9 protein-coding genes, 1 tRNA gene and 6 pseudogenes are annotated in these 18348 nt (G+C 52.3%); 10 read left to right on the top strand and 6 right to left on the bottom strand.

All coding sequences use genetic code 11. The features are described from left to right. Nucleotides 1-20: 20 nt before the first annotated feature. Nucleotides 21-528, bottom strand: a pseudogene (mug, locus tag ACUU1M_RS12730) (G/U mismatch-specific DNA glycosylase). Between the two features lie 124 nt (nt 529-652). On the opposite strand from mug, the gene ACUU1M_RS12725 reads away from it, so the two are divergent. After that, a tRNA-Ile gene (locus tag ACUU1M_RS12725) sits at nt 653-728 on the top strand. A 53-nt stretch (nt 729-781) separates the two neighbouring features. Here ACUU1M_RS12725 and nfeF read toward each other — a convergent pair. Then, on the bottom strand, nt 782-1546 hold the full coding sequence (gene nfeF, locus ACUU1M_RS12720) for an NADPH-dependent ferric chelate reductase NfeF (RefSeq protein ID WP_001066494.1): 765 nt from the start codon (nt 1544-1546) through the stop codon (nt 782-784). A 276-nt stretch (nt 1547-1822) separates the two neighbouring features. Here nfeF and nfeR point away from each other — a divergent pair, with 276 nt between their 5' ends. Then, a complete protein-coding gene (nfeR, locus tag ACUU1M_RS12715; RefSeq protein WP_152028970.1) occupies nt 1823-2446 on the top strand; it encodes a DNA-binding transcriptional regulator NfeR in 624 nt (207 codons plus the stop codon). A 198-nt stretch (nt 2447-2644) separates the two neighbouring features. On the opposite strand, the pseudogene ACUU1M_RS12710 reads toward nfeR, so the two are convergent. Further along, a pseudogene (locus ACUU1M_RS12710) lies at nt 2645-3037 on the bottom strand (PAS domain-containing protein); the annotation flags it as partial. 417 nt (nt 3038-3454) lie between these two features. Between ACUU1M_RS12710 and ygjG the strand changes: the two are divergent. Further along, a complete protein-coding gene (gene ygjG, locus ACUU1M_RS12705) occupies nt 3455-4834 on the top strand; it encodes a putrescine aminotransferase (RefSeq protein ID WP_042774594.1) in 1380 nt (459 codons plus the stop codon). 41 nt (nt 4835-4875) lie between these two features. Here ygjG and ACUU1M_RS12700 read toward each other — a convergent pair. Then, a pseudogene (locus ACUU1M_RS12700) lies at nt 4876-5207 on the bottom strand (tRNA-binding protein). A 218-nt stretch (nt 5208-5425) separates the two neighbouring features. On the opposite strand from ACUU1M_RS12700, the gene ebgR reads away from it, so the two are divergent. From ebgR to fadH, 7 genes and pseudogenes are all read left to right on the top strand, one after another. Continuing rightward, a complete protein-coding gene (gene ebgR / locus ACUU1M_RS12695) occupies nt 5426-6409 on the top strand; it encodes a transcriptional regulator EbgR (protein ID WP_000212445.1) in 984 nt (327 codons plus the stop codon). A 183-nt stretch (nt 6410-6592) separates the two neighbouring features. Then, nucleotides 6593-9679 carry a beta-galactosidase subunit alpha gene (ebgA, locus tag ACUU1M_RS12690; RefSeq protein ID WP_001082906.1) on the top strand — a complete coding sequence of 1029 codons (3087 nt, stop codon included), beginning with the start codon at nt 6593-6595 and terminating at the stop codon, nt 9677-9679. Further along, nucleotides 9676-10125, top strand: coding sequence for a beta-galactosidase subunit beta (locus ACUU1M_RS12685; RefSeq protein WP_001219945.1), 450 nt, complete (start codon nt 9676-9678; stop codon nt 10123-10125). Before ebgA ends, ACUU1M_RS12685 begins: the two co-directional genes overlap by 4 nt. Nucleotides 10126-10187: 62 nt before the next feature. Beyond that, a pseudogene (locus ACUU1M_RS12680) lies at nt 10188-11621 on the top strand (amino acid permease). Nucleotides 11622-11754: 133 nt separating this feature from the next. Continuing rightward, nucleotides 11755-12826 (top strand): annotated as a pseudogene (gene ygjJ, locus ACUU1M_RS12675) (protein YgjJ). Nucleotides 12827-12842: 16 nt separating this feature from the next. Then, the gene (gene ygjK / locus ACUU1M_RS12670; RefSeq protein WP_000695506.1) at nt 12843-15194 is read left to right on the top strand and encodes an alpha-glucosidase; all 2352 of its coding nucleotides are present in this window, start codon (nt 12843-12845) and stop codon (nt 15192-15194) included. Between the two features lie 232 nt (nt 15195-15426). Further along, nucleotides 15427-17444, top strand: a pseudogene (gene fadH / locus ACUU1M_RS12665) (NADPH-dependent 2,4-dienoyl-CoA reductase). 44 nt (nt 17445-17488) lie between these two features. On the opposite strand, the gene higA reads toward fadH, so the two are convergent. After that, nucleotides 17489-17905, bottom strand: a complete 417-nt coding sequence (gene higA / locus ACUU1M_RS12660) for a type II toxin-antitoxin system antitoxin HigA (protein WP_000560266.1) — start codon at nt 17903-17905, stop codon at nt 17489-17491. Further along, nucleotides 17902-18216 carry a type II toxin-antitoxin system toxin HigB gene (higB, locus tag ACUU1M_RS12655; protein ID WP_000550189.1) on the bottom strand — a complete coding sequence of 105 codons (315 nt, stop codon included), beginning with the start codon at nt 18214-18216 and terminating at the stop codon, nt 17902-17904. Before higB ends, higA begins: the two co-directional genes overlap by 4 nt. Nucleotides 18217-18348 lie beyond the last annotated feature (132 nt).

Below are 18348 nucleotides of genomic sequence, written 5' to 3'. Positions count from 1 at the left end.
CACCTTTTCGGTGGCGTTTTTTATCGCCCACGCACTACCAGCGCCTGGTCCAGCTCGCGATACGCTTCAACCAGTTTCTCCAGTGAAACGCGACTTAAACCGCTGGGATTTGGCAGCACCCAAATCTGCGTCGAACCAATGGTGAGCGTTTGTTTCCCCCCACTGTGCACCGCGCTGGCTGAATCCCTGTTCATATGCTTGTTTGCCCAGAATCGCCAACGCCTGCGGCTGATAATCTTCAATTTTTTCAATCAGCTTACGCCCACCTGCGTGCAGCTCCTGCTTTGAAACTTCATTGGCTTGCACCGTTGGACGGTCTACCAGTTTGGTGACGCCACAACGATAATCCAGCAGATGCTGTGCCTCCTGCGGCTTCAACTGACGGTCGGTAAACCCGGCCTGATATATCACCTTCCAGAAGCGATTTGCCGGATGAGCAAAGGGAAAACCAGTCCCGGCGGATGAAAGCCCAGGGTTGATACCGCAAAACACGACCCGTAACCCTGGAGCCAAAATATCCTCAACCATATTTACTCCTTTCTAACATCACCAGGAAAAGTATAACGGATTGAAAATACATTGTTTATAAAAACAGCAGGCGCGCGGTAATGGCTGGATTGCGACACGGAGTTACTTTATAATCCGCTACCATGGCCCCTTAGCTCAGTGGTTAGAGCAGGCGACTCATAATCGCTTGGTCGCTGGTTCAAGTCCAGCAGGGGCCACCAGATATAGCAAAGGCTGACGAGAAATCGTCAGCCTTTTTCTTTTTATATATCAGTTACTTTGCGTGCCAGTAAGCCGCTGCACGTACCCGCTGTGGGTCATACTGTTCCGCTTCAAAGCGGCGGCTTAAATTCTTAACGACTTTACCTTCGCCGGTTATCCAGATGAAGTAATCATCGGCAGGGATTTGCATCTGCGCCAGACGCGCATCTACCGCCTGCTCATCATGTGCCAGCCATTCGATATTAAAACCATCAAGGTGCGCGAGATAATCCTGACAGGCGTTATCCCGCACGCTAACCAGCGCACTAACTTGCGGTTTAACGGCAAGTTTGCTCAACGTTTCCAGGCGGCGGCGCAGTGCGGGCATTCCGGATTCATCGCAGACATACAGCTGATACGCGTAATCTTCCGGCACCACCAGCGAACCGCGCGGGCCTGCCACCGTAAGTTTATCGCCCGGTTGCGCCTGCATCGCCCAGCCGCTGGCGACCCCACCGTCGTGAATAAAGAAATCGATCGCCAGTTCATGGCGTAGTTCGTCATACAGTGGCGTATAGTCACGCGACGGTGGGCGTGGTCCTTCCGGCCAGACGATGCCCTCTTCCGTTACCGTTGGCGGCACAAAGTGAGCGTCAGGTTGAGGAAAGAAGAGTTTGCTGTGATCGTCAAAGCCGCGCGATGTAAAACCGTCCAACGCCTCGCCGCCAAGGACAATGCGCTGAAAACCGGCGCTGATGCGCTCAACGCGTAGCACAGTCAGTTCACGGAAGCGCAGATCATTGCGAACGCGCTGCGGGTAGCGGGGGGTGTTATTCATTGTTATCGCCTTCGTGATGGTAATCAGATATATCTAAATAAAATTCGCAAATGATAATGATTGTTAATCATGATAAATGCAAGCGATTTGTAGAACTGATATGTCTGAAGTATGTGAAGGCATTCAGTGCCATAGCAATGCTGCCGGATGCGGCGTGAACGTCTTATCCGGCCTAGATGTGAGGTGCTTCCACGTTTAAAAATCATTTTTGTACTTGCAGTAATGCTCACATCAGATATAAATTAGATATATCTAATCAAGCAAAAGGAGGCTGATATGAGCCATCATCACGAAGGGTGTTGTAAACATGAAGGCCAGCCACGCCATGAGGGCTGCTGCAAAGGTGAGAAGTCAGAACACGAGCACTGCGGACACGGTCACCAGCATGCACACGGTCAATGTTGCGGTGGTCGCCACGGTCGCGGCGGCGGTCGTCGGCAACGTTTCTTTGGTCACGGTGAATTGCGTCTGGTGATTCTGGATATTCTCTCGCGCGATGACAGCCACGGTTACGAATTGATTAAAGCGATTGAGAATCTAACCCAGGGGAATTACACCCCAAGCCCGGGCGTCATCTACCCGACGCTGGATTTTCTGCAGGAGCAGTCGCTGATTACCATCCGCGAAGAGGAAGGTGGTAAGAAGCAGATTGCGCTGACCGAACAAGGCGCGCAGTGGCTGGAAGAAAACCGCGAACAGGTGGAGATGATTGAAGAACGCATCAAAGCGCGTTGCGTTGGCGCGGCGCTGCGCCAGAACCCGCAAATGAAGCGGGCGCTGGATAATTTTAAAGCGGTGCTGGATTTACGCATCAACCAGAGCGATATCAGTGATGCACAAATAAAAAAGATCATTGCGGTGATCGACCGCGCCGCTTTTGATATTACGCAACTGGATTAATCGCCGCATCTGCCAGTGGCGCGGTGCAATTGCCGGATGCGACGCTTGACGCGCCTTATCCGGCCTACACCCGCTACACACCCCGCAGGCCTGATAAGATGCGCCAGCATCGCATCAGGCATTGTGCTCCAACCGCCGGATCCGGCATACCGATTAATGCAGCACCGTCACCGCGTCTTCCAGTCGGCTGGCGCGGTGTTTCACCATCGCCGACACCTGCGCACTCTCTTCATCCGTCGCCCGGGTACGAATCGACATATAGCCACTGATTTTTCCCTCGCGCACCATCGGTACCGCATTGGCCCGCACCCAATAATGGTCGCCATTTTTGCGGCGATTTTTCACGATGCCGCTCCAGGGCTCCCCTTTTTTCAGGGTGAACCACATATCCGCAAACGCCGCTTTTGGCATATCCGGGTGACGCACCATGTTGTGCGGCTGCCCTTGTAACTCTTGCAAGGTAAAGCCGCTCACCTGCACAAAAGTGTCATTAGCATGAGTGATATAGCTTTGCAGATCGGTAGTGGACATCAGAGTGGTATCGTCCGCCAGCGGGGTATTTTGCTGGGTGACATACGGATGAGAAGACATGTTCGCGTCCTGTGCAGGTTATATGGTTGTTAACTTCTTGTCAGAGTTTATGCCGGCCCCGCTGCGGTTATCTTTAACCGATTAATTTGATTTAGATCGCAATTTGCGATTAAAGCACAAATCTAATTCTTTGATTTAAAATACTTTCACTCTGTTACTATACGAAAACGTTAATTATCTTGCCCAAAAATCAGGCAATTATTGCCCTGAAAACGTGCATGTGCGCAGCAATCATCAAATCCATACCCGACAAAAACCGTGCAAAATAACAACAAATGTTAGCGGATAGCATTAAATATTGCACAAATGATAACCGCATTTGTGTTTATCCCGATTTTCGCGATCGCAGCCGGAGTGGCGCAATCCCTGCAATACTTAAATCGGTATCATGTGATACGCGAGCCTCCGGAGCATATTTTGAACAGGTTACTTTCGAGCGCATCGGCTTTAGCGTGCAGCGCCCACGCCCTGAATCTCATTGAGAAGCGAACGCTGGATCATGAGGAGATGAAAGCACTTAACCGAGAGGTGATTGAATACTTCAAAGAGCATGTCAATCCGGGGTTTTTAGAGTATCGCAAATCTGTTACCGCCGGCGGGGATTACGGAGCCGTAGAGTGGCAAGCGGGAGGTTTAAATACGCTTGTCGACACCCAGGGACAGGAGTTTATCGACTGCCTGGGAGGTTTTGGAATTTTCAACGTGGGGCACCGTAATCCAGTTGTGGTTTCCGCCGTACAGAATCAACTTGCGAAACAACCACTGCACAGCCAGGAGCTACTCGATCCGTTACGGGCTATGCTGGCGAAAACCCTTGCTGCGCTAACGCCCGGTAAACTGAAATACAGCTTCTTCTGTAATAGCGGTACCGAGTCCGTTGAAGCGGCGCTGAAGCTGGCGAAGGCTTATCAGTCGCCGCGCGGCAAATTTACTTTTATTGCCACCAGCGGCGCGTTCCACGATAAATCACTTGGCGCGCTGTCGGCCACGGCGAAATCGACCTTCCGCAAACCGTTTATGCCACTGCTGCCAGGGTTCCGTCATGTGCCGTTTGGCAATATCGAAGCCATGCGCACGGCTCTTAATGAGTGCAAAAAAACCGGTGATGATGTGGCTGCGGTGATCCTCGAACCGATTCAGGGCGAAGGTGGCGTAATTCTGCCGCCGCCGGGCTATCTCACCGCCGTGCGTAAGCTGTGCGATGAGTTCGGCGCACTGATGATCCTCGATGAAGTACAAACGGGCATGGGGCGCACGGGCAAGATGTTTGCCTGCGAACATGAGAACGTTCAGCCGGACATTCTGTGTCTGGCAAAAGCCCTCGGCGGCGGCGTGATGCCGATTGGCGCGACCATCGCCACTGAAGAGGTGTTTTCAGTTCTGTTCGACAACCCATTCCTGCATACCACCACCTTTGGCGGCAACCCGCTGGCCTGTGCGGCGGCGCTGGCGACCATCAATGTGTTGCTGGAGCAGAACTTACCGGCTCAGGCTGAGCAAAAAGGCGATATGTTGCTGGACGGTTTCCGTCAACTGGCGCGGGAATATCCCGATCTGGTACAGGAAGCGCGTGGTAAAGGGATGTTGATGGCGATTGAGTTTGTTGATAACGAAATCGGCTATAACTTTGCCAGCGAGATGTTCCGCCAGCGCGTACTGGTGGCCGGAACGCTCAATAACGCCAAAACGATCCGCATTGAACCGCCACTGACACTGACCATTGAACAGTGTGAACTGGTGATCAAAGCGGCGCGTAAGGCGCTGGCGGCCATGCGAGTAAGTGTCGAAGAAGCGTAATATCAAATCGGATGGCGATACGACGTCGCCATCCGATCTTTTTATACGACGCGTACGCCCGCAGGCATCATCCGCTCCGGCGTTAACAACACGCTTTCACTGCCGTCATCGGTTTCCGCACACAACAGCATGCATTCCGACGTTTCACCACGCATTTTCGCTTTTTGCAGATTGCATAAGACCACCACCGTTTTCCCCATCAGCTCCTCTTCGCTGTAGTACGGCACCAGGCTGGTCACGGTTTGCAGTGTTTTTTCCCCACATCAACCTGTACGATGTACAGCTTGTCGGCGTTTTCATGGCGTTTCACTTCCACAATCTTTCCGACGCGCATTTCCAGACGTGCAAAATCAGCGTAAGCCACGGTTTCCATTGCTTCCTCCCTTCGGGTAAAATTTTACTAAACCATAGCAAAAGTTTTTCTCAATCCTGTAGGCTAAAAATGGAGAATGCAGGCGTGATCACATTCCTAAGCCGCTGTGTTACCGTTACAGCGTCAAAGAAACGCGCTTTATTTACTGAAAACAGGTGACCCGATAAGCACTTCCTCTACAATGGGGGCGCACATCAGGGAAAGTAAAAAAGGTAAACATGGCAACATTAAAAGACATCGCAATCGAAGCTGGCGTATCCCTGGCGACAGTATCCAGGGTCTTAAATGACGATCCGACATTGAATGTGAAAGAAGAGACGAAACATCGCATTCTCGAGATCGCCGAAAAGCTGGAGTACAAGACCAGTAGCGCCCGTAAACTACAGACAGGCGCAGTCAACCAACACCATATTCTGGCTATCTACAGCTACCAGCAGGAGCTGGAGATCAACGATCCTTACTATCTGGCGATCCGCCACGGCATTGAAACTCAGTGCGAAAAGCTGGCGATCGAACTGACCAACTGTTATGAACACAACGGATTACCAGACATTAAAAACGTCACCGGTATTTTAATTGTCGGCAAACCCACGCCCGCCCTGCGCGCCGCTGCCAGCGCGTTGACCGACAATATCTGTTTTATCGACTTTCACGAACCCGGCAGCGGTTACGATGCGGTGGATATCGATCTGGCACGCATCAGTAAAGAAATCATCGACTTCTATATCAACCAGGGCGTTAATCGTATTGGTTTTATTGGCGGTGAAGATGAGCCTGGCAAGGCGGATATTCGTGAGGTCGCCTTTGCGGAATATGGCCGACTGAAACAAGTGGTACGCGAAGAGGATATCTGGCGCGGCGGTTTTTCCAGTTCGTCGGGTTATGAACTGGCAAAACAAATGCTGGCGCGGGAAGACTATCCGAAGGCACTGTTTGTTGCTTCCGATTCCATTGCTATCGGCGTACTGCGGGCAATTCATGAACGTGGCCTGAACATCCCACAAGATATTTCGCTTATCAGCGTTAACGATATCCCCACCGCGCGATTTACCTTTCCGCCGCTCTCCACCGTGCGCATCCATTCCGAGATGATGGGAAGTCAGGGCGTTAACCTGGTGTATGAAAAAGCCCGCGATGGTCGCGCGCTGCCGCTGCTAGTCTTCGTTCCCAGCAAATTAAAACTGCGCGGCACGACCCGTTAAATCCCCTTACACACTGTCCGGCAATCATTTTTGCCGGACAGTGCTGCCGTTTATTTTCGTGATCCAGTTAAAGTAAATGCATTTACCTGCTATTTTTTAGTAAAAATTTTACTAAACTCCCCAGCAATTACACAAACTACCATCACCATGAATGGTTCCGATTTCTCTCTACCGGGAGGCCCTATGAATCGCTGGGAAAACATTCAGCTCACCCACGAAAACCGACTTGCGCCGCGTGCGTACTTTTTTTCATATGATTCTGTTGCGCAAGCGCGTACCTTTGCCCGCGAAACCAGCAGCCTGTTTCTGCCCTTAAGCGGTCAGTGGAATTTCCACTTTTTTGACCATCCGCTGCAAGTACCAGAAGCCTTCACCTCTGAGTTAATGGCTGACTGGGGGCATATTACCGTCCCCGCCATGTGGCAAATGGAAGGTCACGGCAAACTGCAATATACCGACGAAGGTTTTCCGTTCCCCATCGATGTGCCGTTTGTCCCCAGCGATAACCCAACCGGTGCCTATCAACGTATTTTCACCCTCAGCGACGGCTGGCAGGGTAAACAGACGCTGATTAAATTTGACGGCGTCGAAACCTATTTTGAAGTCTACGTTAACGGTCAGTATGTGGGTTTCAGCAAGGGCAGTCGCCTGACCGCAGAGTTTGACATCAGCGCGATGGTTAAAACCGGCGACAGCCTGTTGTGTGTGCGCGTGATGCAGTGGGCGGACTCTACCTACGTGGAAGACCAGGATATGTGGTGGTCGGCGGGGATCTTCCGCGATGTTTATCTGGTCGGAAAACACCTAACGCATATTAACGATTTCACTGTGCGTACCGACTTTGACGAAGCCTATTGCGATGCCACGCTTTCCTGCGAAGTGGTGCTGGAAAATCTCGCCGCCTCCCCTGTCGTCACGACGCTGGAATATACCCTGTTTGATGGCGAACGCGTGGTGCACAGCAGCGCCATTGATCATTTGGCAATTGAAAAACTGACCAGCGCCAGCTTTGCTTTTACTGTCGAACAGCCGCAGCAATGGTCAGCAGAATCCCCTTATCTTTACCATCTGGTCATGACGCTGAAAGACGCCAACGGCAACGTTCTGGAAGTGGTGCCACAACGCGTTGGCTTCCGTGATATCAAAGTGCGCGACGGTCTGTTCTGGATCAATAACCGTTATGTGATGCTGCACGGCGTCAACCGTCACGACAACGATCATCGCAAAGGCCGCGCCGTTGGAATGGATCGCGTCGAGAAAGATCTCCAGTTGATGAAGCAGCACAATATCAACTCCGTGCGTACCGCTCACTACCCGAACGATCCGCGTTTTTACGAACTGTGTGATATCTACGGCCTGTTTGTGATGGCGGAAACCGACGTCGAATCGCACGGCTTTGCTAATGTCGGCGATATCAGCCGTATTACCGACGATCCGCAGTGGGAAAAAGTCTACGTCGAGCGCATTGTTCGCCATATCCACGCACAGAAAAACCATCCGTCGATCATCATCTGGTCGCTGGGCAATGAATCCGGCTATGGCTGTAACATCCGCGCGATGTACCATGCGGCGAAAGCGCTGGATGACACGCGACTGGTGCATTACGAAGAAGATCGCGATGCTGAAGTGGTCGATATTATTTCCACCATGTACACCCGCGTGCCGCTGATGAATGAGTTTGGTGAATACCCGCATCCGAAGCCGCGCATCATCTGTGAATATGCTCATGCGATGGGGAACGGACCGGGCGGGCTGACGGAGTACCAGAACGTCTTCTATAAGCACGATTGCATTCAGGGTCATTATGTCTGGGAGTGGTGCGACCACGGGATCCAGGCACAGGACGACCACGGCAATGTCTGGTATAAATTCGGCGGCGACTACGGCGACTATCCCAACAACTATAACTTCTGTCTTGATGGTTTGATCTATTCCGATCAGACGCCGGGATCGGGCCTGAAAGAGTACAAACAGGTTATCGCGCCGGTAAAAATCCACGCGCTGACTCGCGGCGAGTTGAAAGTCGAAAATAAACTGTGGTTTACCACGCTTGATGACTACACCCTGCACGCAGAGGTGCGCGCCGAAGGTGAAACGCTCGCGACGCAGCAGATTAAACTGCGCGACGTTGCGCCGAACAGCGAAGCCCCCTTGCAGATCACGCTGCCGCAGCTGGACGCCCGCGAAGCGTTCCTCAACATTACGGTGACCAAAGATTCCCGCACCCGCTACAGCGAAGCCGGGCATTCTATCGCCACTTATCAGTTCCCGCTGAAGGAAAACACCGCGCAGCCAGTGCCTTTCGCACCAAATAATGCGCGTCCGCTGACGCTGGAAGACGATCGTTTGAGCTGCACCGTTCGCGGCTACAACTTCGCGATCACCTTCTCAAAAATGAGTGGCAAACCGACATCCTGGCAGGTAAATGGCGAGTCGCTGCTGACCCGCGAGCCAAAGATCAACTTCTTCAAGCCGATGATCGACAACCACAAGCAGGAGTACGAAGGGTTGTGGCAGCCGAATCATTTGCAGATCATGCAGGAACATCTGCGCGACTTTGCCGTAGAACAGAGCGATGGTGAAGTGTTGATCATCAGCCGCACAGTTATTGCACCGCCGGTGTTTGACTTCGGGATGCGCTGTACCTACATCTGGCGCATCGCTGCCGATGGCCAGATTAACGTGGCGCTTTCCGGCGAGCGTTACGGCGACTATCCGCACATCATTCCGTGCATCGGTTTCACCATGGGGATTAACGGCGAATACGATCAGGTGGCGTATTACGGTCGTGGACCGGGCGAAAACTACGCCGACAGCCAGCAGGCTAACATCATCGATATCTGGCGCAGCACCGTCGATGCCATGTTCGAGAACTATCCCTTCCCGCAGAACAACGGCAACCGTCAGCATGTCCGCTGGACGGCACTGACTAACCGCCACGGCAACGGTCTGCTGGTGGTTCCGCAGCGCCCAATTAACTTCAGCGCCTGGCACTATACCCAGGAAAACATCCACGCTGCCCAGCACTGTAACGAGCTGCAGCGCAGTGATGACATCACCCTGAACCTCGACCACCAGCTACTTGGCCTCGGCTCCAACTCCTGGGGCAGCGAGGTGCTGGACTCCTGGCGCGTCTGGTTCCGTGACTTCAGCTACGGCTTTACGTTGCTGCCGGTTTCTGGCGGAGAAGCTACCGCGCAAAGCCTAGCGTCGTATGAGTTCGGCGCAGGGTTCTTTTCCACGAATTTGCACAGCGAGAATAAGCAATGAGGATCATCGATAACTTAGAACAGTTCCGCCAGATTTACGCCTCTGGCAAGAAGTGGCAACGCTGCGTTGAAGCGATTGAAAATATCGACAACATTCAGCCTGGCGTCGCCCACTCCATCGGTGATTCATTGACCTACCGTGTGGAAAATAACTCCGCGACCGATGCGCTATTTACCGGGCATCGACGCTATTTTGAAGTGCATTACTACCTGCAAGGGCAGCAAAAAATTGAATATGCGCCGAAAGAGACATTACAGGTAGTGGGATATTATCGTGATGAAACTGACCGTGAATATTTAAAAGGCTGCGGAGAAACCGTAGAGGTCCACGAAGGGCAAATCGTTATTTGCGATATCCATGAAGCATATCGGTTTATCTGCAATAACGCGGTCAAAAAAGTGGTTCTCAAAGTCACCATCGAAGATGGTTATTTCCATAACAAATAACAACTACGGCGGCAAAAGGAGTTTGCCGCCACCGCTACCCTACACATTTTCGGAGATGTGTTATGTCTGATACCAAACGTAATACAATCGGCAAATTCGGCTTGCTCTCGCTGACTTTTGCCGCCGTTTACAGCTTTAACAACGTTATCAATAATAATATTGAGCTTGGACTGGCCTCGGCACCGATGTTTTTCCTCGCGACGATTTTTTATTTTATTCCCTTCTGTCTGATCATCGCAGAATTTGTTTCGTTAAATAAAAACTCAGAAGCCGGTGTCTACGCGTGGGTAAAAAGTTCGCTGGGCGGACGTTGGGCATTTATTACTGCCTACACTTACTGGTTCGTAAATCTGTTCTTTTTCACCTCGCTGTTGCCGCGCGTTATTGCTTATGCTTCGTATGCCTTCCTCGGCTACGAATATATTATGACGCCGGTTGCCACCACCGTTATCAGTATGGTGCTGTTCGCCTTCTCCACCTAGGTTTCCACCAACGGGGCGAAAATGCTGGGGCCAATTACCTCCGTCAATTCAACGCTGATGCTGCTGTTAACGCTCTCCTACATTTTACTGGCAGGTACGGCACTGGTTGGCGGCGTACAGCCTGCCGATCCGATCACCGTTGACGCGATGATCCCGAACTTCAACTGGGCGTTCCTCGGCGTTACCACCTGGATCTTTATGGCCGCAGGTGGCGCGGAGTCCGTCGCGGTGTACGTTAACGACGTCAAAGGCGGTTCGAAATCGTTCATTAAAGTGATCATCCTCGCCGGGATTTTTATCGGCGTACTGTATTCCGTCTCCTCGGTGCTGATTAACGTCTTCGTCAGCAGCAAAGAGTTGAAATTTACCGGCGGATCGGTGCAGGTATTCCACGGCATGGCGGCGTATTTTGGTCTGCCGGAAGCGTTGATGAATCGCTTTGTCGGTCTGGTGTCCTTTACCGCAATGTTCGGTTCCCTGCTGATGTGGACCGCAACGCCGGTGAAAATTTTCTTCTCCGAAATCCCGGAAGGCATCTTTGGTAAGAAAACCGTCGAACTTAACGAAAACGGCGTTCCGGCGCGCGCAGCATGGATCCAGTTTCTGATCGTCATCCCGCTGATGATTATCCCGATGCTCGGTTCCAATACCGTGCAGGATCTGATGAATACCATTATTAATATGACCGCCGCAGCGTCCATGCTTCCGCCGTTATTCATCATGCTGGCTTACCTGAATTTACGCGCCAAATTAGATCACCTGCCACGCGATTTCCGTATGGGCTCCCGCCGCACCGGTATTATCGTTGTTTCAATGCTGATTGCGATATTTGCCGTAGGGTTTGTCGCTTCGACATTCCCGACTGGCGCGAATATTCTGACCATCATTTTTTATAACGTCGGCGGTATTGTTATCTTCCTCGGCTTTGCGTGGTGGAAATACAGTAAATATATAAAGGGATTAACGGCTGAAGAGCGCCATATTGAAGCGACGCCAGCCAGCAATGTTGATTAAGCAGACTAATAAAAAATGAGCAGGCATTTTCCCTCTTCCTGGATGAGGAGAGGGAAAATAGTTTCTGCCTTTATATTTTTATAATTACAACGATAAAAGGCTGTACTTTTTCTTTAGCTCATGGATTAACACAATGAAATTAATCACTGCACCATGCAGAGCATTACTTGCTCTGCCGTTTTGCTACGCCTTTTCTGCGGCAGGAGAAGAAGCACGTCCGGCAGAACATGACGACACAAAAACACCCGCAATTACCTCGACATCTTCTCCTTCATTTCGTTTTTACGGCGAATTAGGGCTTGGTGGATATATGGATTTAGAGGGTGAGAATAAACATAAATACAGCGACGGCACCTATATTGAAGGTGGCCTGGAGATGAAGTACGGCTCCTGGTTCGGCCTGATTTACGGCGAAGGCTGGACCGTGCAGGCCGACCACGACGGTAATGCCTAGGTGCCTGACCATAGCTGGGGTGGTTTCGAAGGTGGGATTAACCGTTTCTATGGCGGTTATCGTACCAATGATGGCACCGAAATCATGCTCAGTCTGCGTCAGGATTCCTCGCTGGATGACCTGCAATGGTGGGGCGACTTCACACCCGATTTGGGCTACGTCATTCCCAATACCCGCGACATTATGACCGCGCTGAAGGTACAGAACTTAAGCGGCAACTTTCGTTATAGCGTCACCGCCACACCTGCCGGACATCATGACGAAAGCAAAGCCTGGCTACATTTTGGCAAGTACGATCGCTACGACGACAAATACACCTATCCGGCAATGGATGAACGGTTACATCCAGTATGACCTTGCCGAAGGCATCACCTGGATGAATGGTCTGGAAATTACCGACGGCACAGGACAACTCTATCTCACGGGCCTGTTTACCCCTAACTTTGCCGCTCGCGCCTGGCACCATACCGGACGTGCCGACGGGCTGGACGTACCGGGAAGTGAAAGCGGGATGATGGTGAGCGCCATGTATGAAGCGTTAAAGGGCGTTTATCTCTCCACCGCTTACACCTACGCCAAACATCGCCCTGACCACGCTGACGATGAAACCACCTCTTTCATGCAGTTTGGTATCTGGTACGAATATGGCGGCGGACGTTTCGCCACGGCTTTTGATAGCCACTTCTACATGAAAAATGCCTCTAACGATCCCAGCGACCAAATCTTCCTGATGCAATATTTCTACTGGTAATAAGGACTGTAATTTCATGAAAATCAAAACTATTTTAACGCCAGTAACCTGCGCTCTGCTGATAAGTTTTTCCGCTCATGCCGCTAACGCCGACAATTATAAAAACGTGATTAACCGTACTGGTGCGCCGCAGTACATGAAGGATTACGATTACGACGATCACCAGCGTTTTAATCCGTTTTTCGATCTCGGAGCCTGGCATGGTCATCTGTTGCCAGACGGCCCGAACACCATGGGCGGCTTTCCGGGCGTTGCGCTGCTGACGGAAGAATACATCAACTTTATGGCCAGCAATTTCGACCGCCTGACTGTCTGGCAAGACGGCAAGAAAGTCAACTTCACGCTGGAGGCATACAGTATTCCCGGCGCGCTGGTGCAAAAACTGACAGCAAAAGATGTGCAGGTCGAAATGACTCTGCGCTTCGCCACGCCGCGCACGTCACTACTGGAAACTAAAATCATCAGCAATAAACCGCTGGATCTGGTGTGGGATGGCGAACTGCTGGAAAAACTGGAAGCGAAAGAAGGGAAACCGCTTTCCGATAAAACCATTGCTGGCGAATACCCTGACTATCAGCGCAAAATCAGCGCCACCCGTGATGGCCTGAAAGTCACCTTTGGCAAAGTGCGCGCCACCTGGGATCTGCTGACCTCCGGCGAATCGGAATATCAGGTGCATAAATCCCTGCCGGTGCAGACTGAAATCAACGGTAATCGCTTTACCAGTAAGGCGCATATCAACGGTTCGACCACGCTCTACACCACCTATTCCCATCTGCTGACCGCTCAGGAAGTTAGCAAAGAGCAAATGCAGATCCGCGATATTCTGGCGCGTCCGGCGTTTTATCTCACCGCCTCGCAGCAACGCTGGGAAGAATACCTGAAGAAAGGGTTAACCAATCCGGATGCGACGCCGGAACAGACGCGCGTCGCGGTGAAAGCGATCGAAACGCTCAACGGTAACTGGCGCTCACCGGGCGGTGCGGTGAATTATAACACCGTCACGCCGTCGGTGACCGGACGCTGGTTCTCCGGCAATCAGACCTGGCCGTGGGATACCTGGAAGCAGGCGTTTGCGATGGCGCATTTCAATCCGGATATCGCCAAAGAGAATATCCGCGCGGTCTTCTCCTGGCAGATCCAGCCTGGCGACAGCGTGCGTCCGCAGGATGTGGGCTTTGTCCCCGACCTGATAGCGTGGAACCTTAGCCCCGAGCGTGGTGGCGATGGCGGCAACTGGAACGAACGTAATACCAAACCCAGCCTTGCCGCCTGGTCGGTGATGGAAGTATACAACGTCACCCAGGATAAAGCCTGGTTGGCAGAGATGTACCCGAAACTGGTGGCCTATCACGACTGGTGGTTACGTAACCGCGATCATAACGGCAACGGGGTGCCGGAATATGGCGCGACCCGCGACAAAGCCCACAACACCGAGAGCGGCGAGATGCTGTTTACGGTGAAAAAAGGCGATAAAGAAGAGACGCAGTCTGGGCTGAACAACTACGCCCGCGTGGTGGAGAAAGGCCAGTACGACAGTCTGGAAATTCCGGCACAGGTCGCTGCGTCGTGGGAATCGGGGCGTGATGATGCCGCCGTCTTTGGTTTTATCGACAAAGAACAGTTGGATAAATATGTCGCTAATGGCGGCAAACGTAGCGACTGGACGGTGAAATTCGCCGAAAACCGCAGTCAGGACGGAACGTTGCTGGGCTACTCGCTATTGCAGGAGTCGGTGGATCAGGCCAGCTATATGTACAGCGATAACCATTATCTGGCGGAGATGGCAACCATCCTCGGTAAGCCAGAAGAGGCCAAACGCTATCGCCAGTTGGCACAGCAGCTCGCGGACTACATCAACACCTGTATGTTCGACCCGACTACCCAGTTCTACTATGACGTACGTATTGAAGATAAACCACTGGCGAATGGCTGCGCGGGCAAACCGATTGTTGAGCGCGGTAAAGGGCCGGAAGGCTGGTCGCCGCTGTTTAACGGTGCGGCAACGCAGGCCAATGCCGACGCGGTGGTGAAGGTGATGCTCGATCCTAAAGAGTTCAACACCTTTGTTCCGCTGGGAACGGCGGCGTTAACCAATCCGGCTTTTGGCGCTGATATCTACTGGCGCGGGCGCGTATGGGTGGATCAGTTCTGGTTTGGTCTGAAAGGGATGGAGCGTTACGGTTATCGTGATGATGCCCTGAAGCTGGCGGATACGTTCTTCAGGCACGCCAAAGGATTAACCGCCGATGGCCCAATTCAGGAGAATTACAACCCGCTGACAGGCGCGCAGCAAGGCGCACCAAATTTCTCCTGGAGTGCCGCTCATTTGTATATGTTGTATAACGATTTTTTCCGTAAGCAGTAATTTGCAATGGCTGGCGGATGCGGCGTGAACGCCTTATCCGCCCTACATGTGCAATCCCCCAAGCCGGATAAAACACGGCAAGCGTCGCATCCGGCGTTACCACCGGGCGTATTCTTTTTGAATCCCATCACAAACCCCGCACTCCCCTTTTCCCTTTTCCCTTTTCTCCATCGACGGCTAAATTAGAACTCATCCGACCACATAACAATTATTTTACATACTGGACAATTTTATGAGCTACCCGTCGCTGTTCGCCCCGCTGGATTTAGGTTTTACCACGTTAAAAAACCGCGTGTTGATGGGTTCAATGCACACCGGGCTGGAGGAATACCCGGACGGTGCTGAACGGCTGGCTGCGTTTTATGCCGAACGCGCCCGTCACGGCGTGGCGCTGATTGTCAGCGGCGGCATTGCACCAGATTTAACAGGCGTTGGCATGGAAGGTGGCGCAATGCTCAACGACGCCAGCCAGATCCCACACCATCGCACCATTACCGAAGCCGTACATCAGGAAGGCGGCAAAATCGCCCTGCAAATTTTGCATACCGGGCGCTACAGCTACCAACCGCATCTGGTCGCACCGTCCGCATTGCAGGCCCCCATCAACCGTTTCGTTCCTCACGAACTCACCCATGAAGAGATCCTGCAACTGATCGACGATTTCGCCCGCTGCGCGCAACTGGCGCGGGAGGCCGGATACGATGGCGTCGAAGTGATGGGCTCTGAAGGGTATTTGATCAACGAATTTCTGACGCTGCGCACCAATCAGCGTAGTGACCAGTGGGGCGGCGATTACCGCAACCGGATGCGATTTGCCGTAGAAGTAGTGCGTACGGTGCGCGAACGCGTCGGCAACGACTTCATTATTATTTACCGGTTGTCGATGCTCGACCTGGTCGAAGGCGGCGGCACTTTTGCCGAAACGGTAGAACTGGCGCAGGCCATTGAAGCGGCGGGCGCGACCATTATCAACACCGGAATAGGCTGGCACGAAGCGCGGATTCCGACCATCGCCACGCCCGTGCCGCGCGGCGCATTTAGCTGGGTCACGCGCAAACTGAAAGGCCACGTCTCGCTGCCGCTGGTAACCACCAACCGGATTAACGATCCGCAGGTTGCCGACGATATTCTCTCGCGCGGCGATGCCGATATAGTATCGATGGCGCGACCGTTTCTCGCGGATGCGGAACTGCTGTCAAAAGCGCAATCAGGGCGAGCCGATGAGATCAACACTTGTATTGGCTGCAACCAGGCCTGCCTCGATCAGATCTTCGTTGGCAAAGTCACCTCGTGCCTGGTGAATCCTCGCGCCTGCCACGAAACCAAAATGCCAATCCTTCCCGCCGTGCAGAAAAAAAATCTGGCGGTGGTCGGCGCTGGACCTGCTGGGCTGGCGTTTGCCATTAACGCGGCGGCGCGTGGGCATCAGGTAACATTGTTTGATGCGCACAGCGAGATCGGCGGGCAGTTTAATATCGCCAAACAGATCCCCGGCAAAGAGGAGTTTTACGAAACGCTGCGCTACTACCGCCGGATGATCGAAGTGACGGGCGTGACGCTGAAACTCAATCACACCGTGACGGCGGATCAGTTACAGGCGTTCGATGAAACGAGCCTCGCCAGTGGGATCGTGCCGCGCGTTCCGCCTATCGACGGGATCGATCATCCGAAGGTATTGAGTTATCTCGATGTACTGCGCGACAAAGCGCCGGTAGGCAACAAGGTTGCCATCATCGGTTGTGGCGGGATTGGTTTTGATACGGCGATGTATTTAAGTCAGCCGGGCGAATCCACCAGCCAGAATATCGCCAGGTTCTGTAATGAGTGGGGGATCGACAGCAGCCTACAACAGGCTGGTGGCTTAAGCCCGCAGGGAATGCAGATCCCGCGTAGCCCACGGCAAATTGTGATGCTCCAGCGCAAAGCCAGCAAACCGGGACAGGGGTTAGGCAAAACCACCGGCTGGATCCATCGCACCACCCTGCTCTCGCGGGGTGTGAAAATGATCCCAGGCGTAAGTTATCAGAAGATTGACGATGACGGGCTGCATGTGGTGATCAACGGCGAAACGCAGGTATTAGCAGTGGACAATGTGGTGATCTGCGCAGGGCAAGAGCCAAACCGCGCGCTGGCGCAACCGCTGATTGATAGCGGGAAAACTGTGCATTTAATTGGCGGCTGCGATGTGGCTATGGAGCTGGACGCACGACGGCAATTGCCCAGGGAACACGGCTGGCGCTGGAGATTTAAATCGTTATTTGAAGCGCCGGATGCAACGCATCCGGCACGTCGCGTTAATCAATAAACAAGGCGGGAGAAATGCCGAATCGCGTTGCCAATTTTTTAGCGTGTTCCAGCGTTAATTTCCTCTTCCCGCTCAAAACGCGTGACACCATAGATTTACTGCCAATTTCCGGCAGATCGGAAAGGGTTAAACCATATTGATCCATAAGGGTACGAATCACGGCTATACCGCCAGGCATGGCTTGAGCCATGGCATTAAATTCCGCAAATTCGGGCGCTGATTCTTCCCACGCGGTTATTTTGGCACACACCAGATCCAGCAAGGGGTTTTCAGGATCGTTGAGCAGCAGATGATCTACCAGTTCCAGCGCCTGGGTGTATTGTTCCTCGTTCTGAATACCCGCCAGAAAAGGTGCCACAGCAGTTAGCTTTTCTCCTGCTTGCAAGATGTCGGCAATCGCAATCATTTTTTCCCCTTAGTACGATGAACAGCGGTAAAGAAATCGTATTCTTTATGCGTCATAACTTCACGTATGTAGCACTTTTGCGATTCAAAAAAGACCATTGCTACAACACGTAATTCATTGCCCCCAACATTGAAAACATAATGCTTATCCAGATATTTGAAGTTATCCAGAGATGGGAATACTGCTTTTAATGACTCAGGTTTTTTGAAATATCCCTTAGCAATCGTGTTCCCCAGAGCCACCAACTCCGTTTTATGTTGCGGGTATTTTTCCGCAGCATCTTTCAATGCTTTTTGAGTTATCAGGTGCATTCTTCATCACGTCCGTTGACAAATTGGCAATATGATAACATCCGTTGACAGATTGGCAACGGATGAATTTATCTGTGTGACGGAAGAATAAACGTAGAAAAACGCTAAACAAGAGAATGTAGAGGATGGTGA

Source organism: Shigella sp. SIG6 (genome assembly GCF_053555815.1).
The sequence above is the reverse complement of the archived record's forward strand: the minus strand, read 5'-3'. Positions and strand labels throughout refer to the sequence as shown.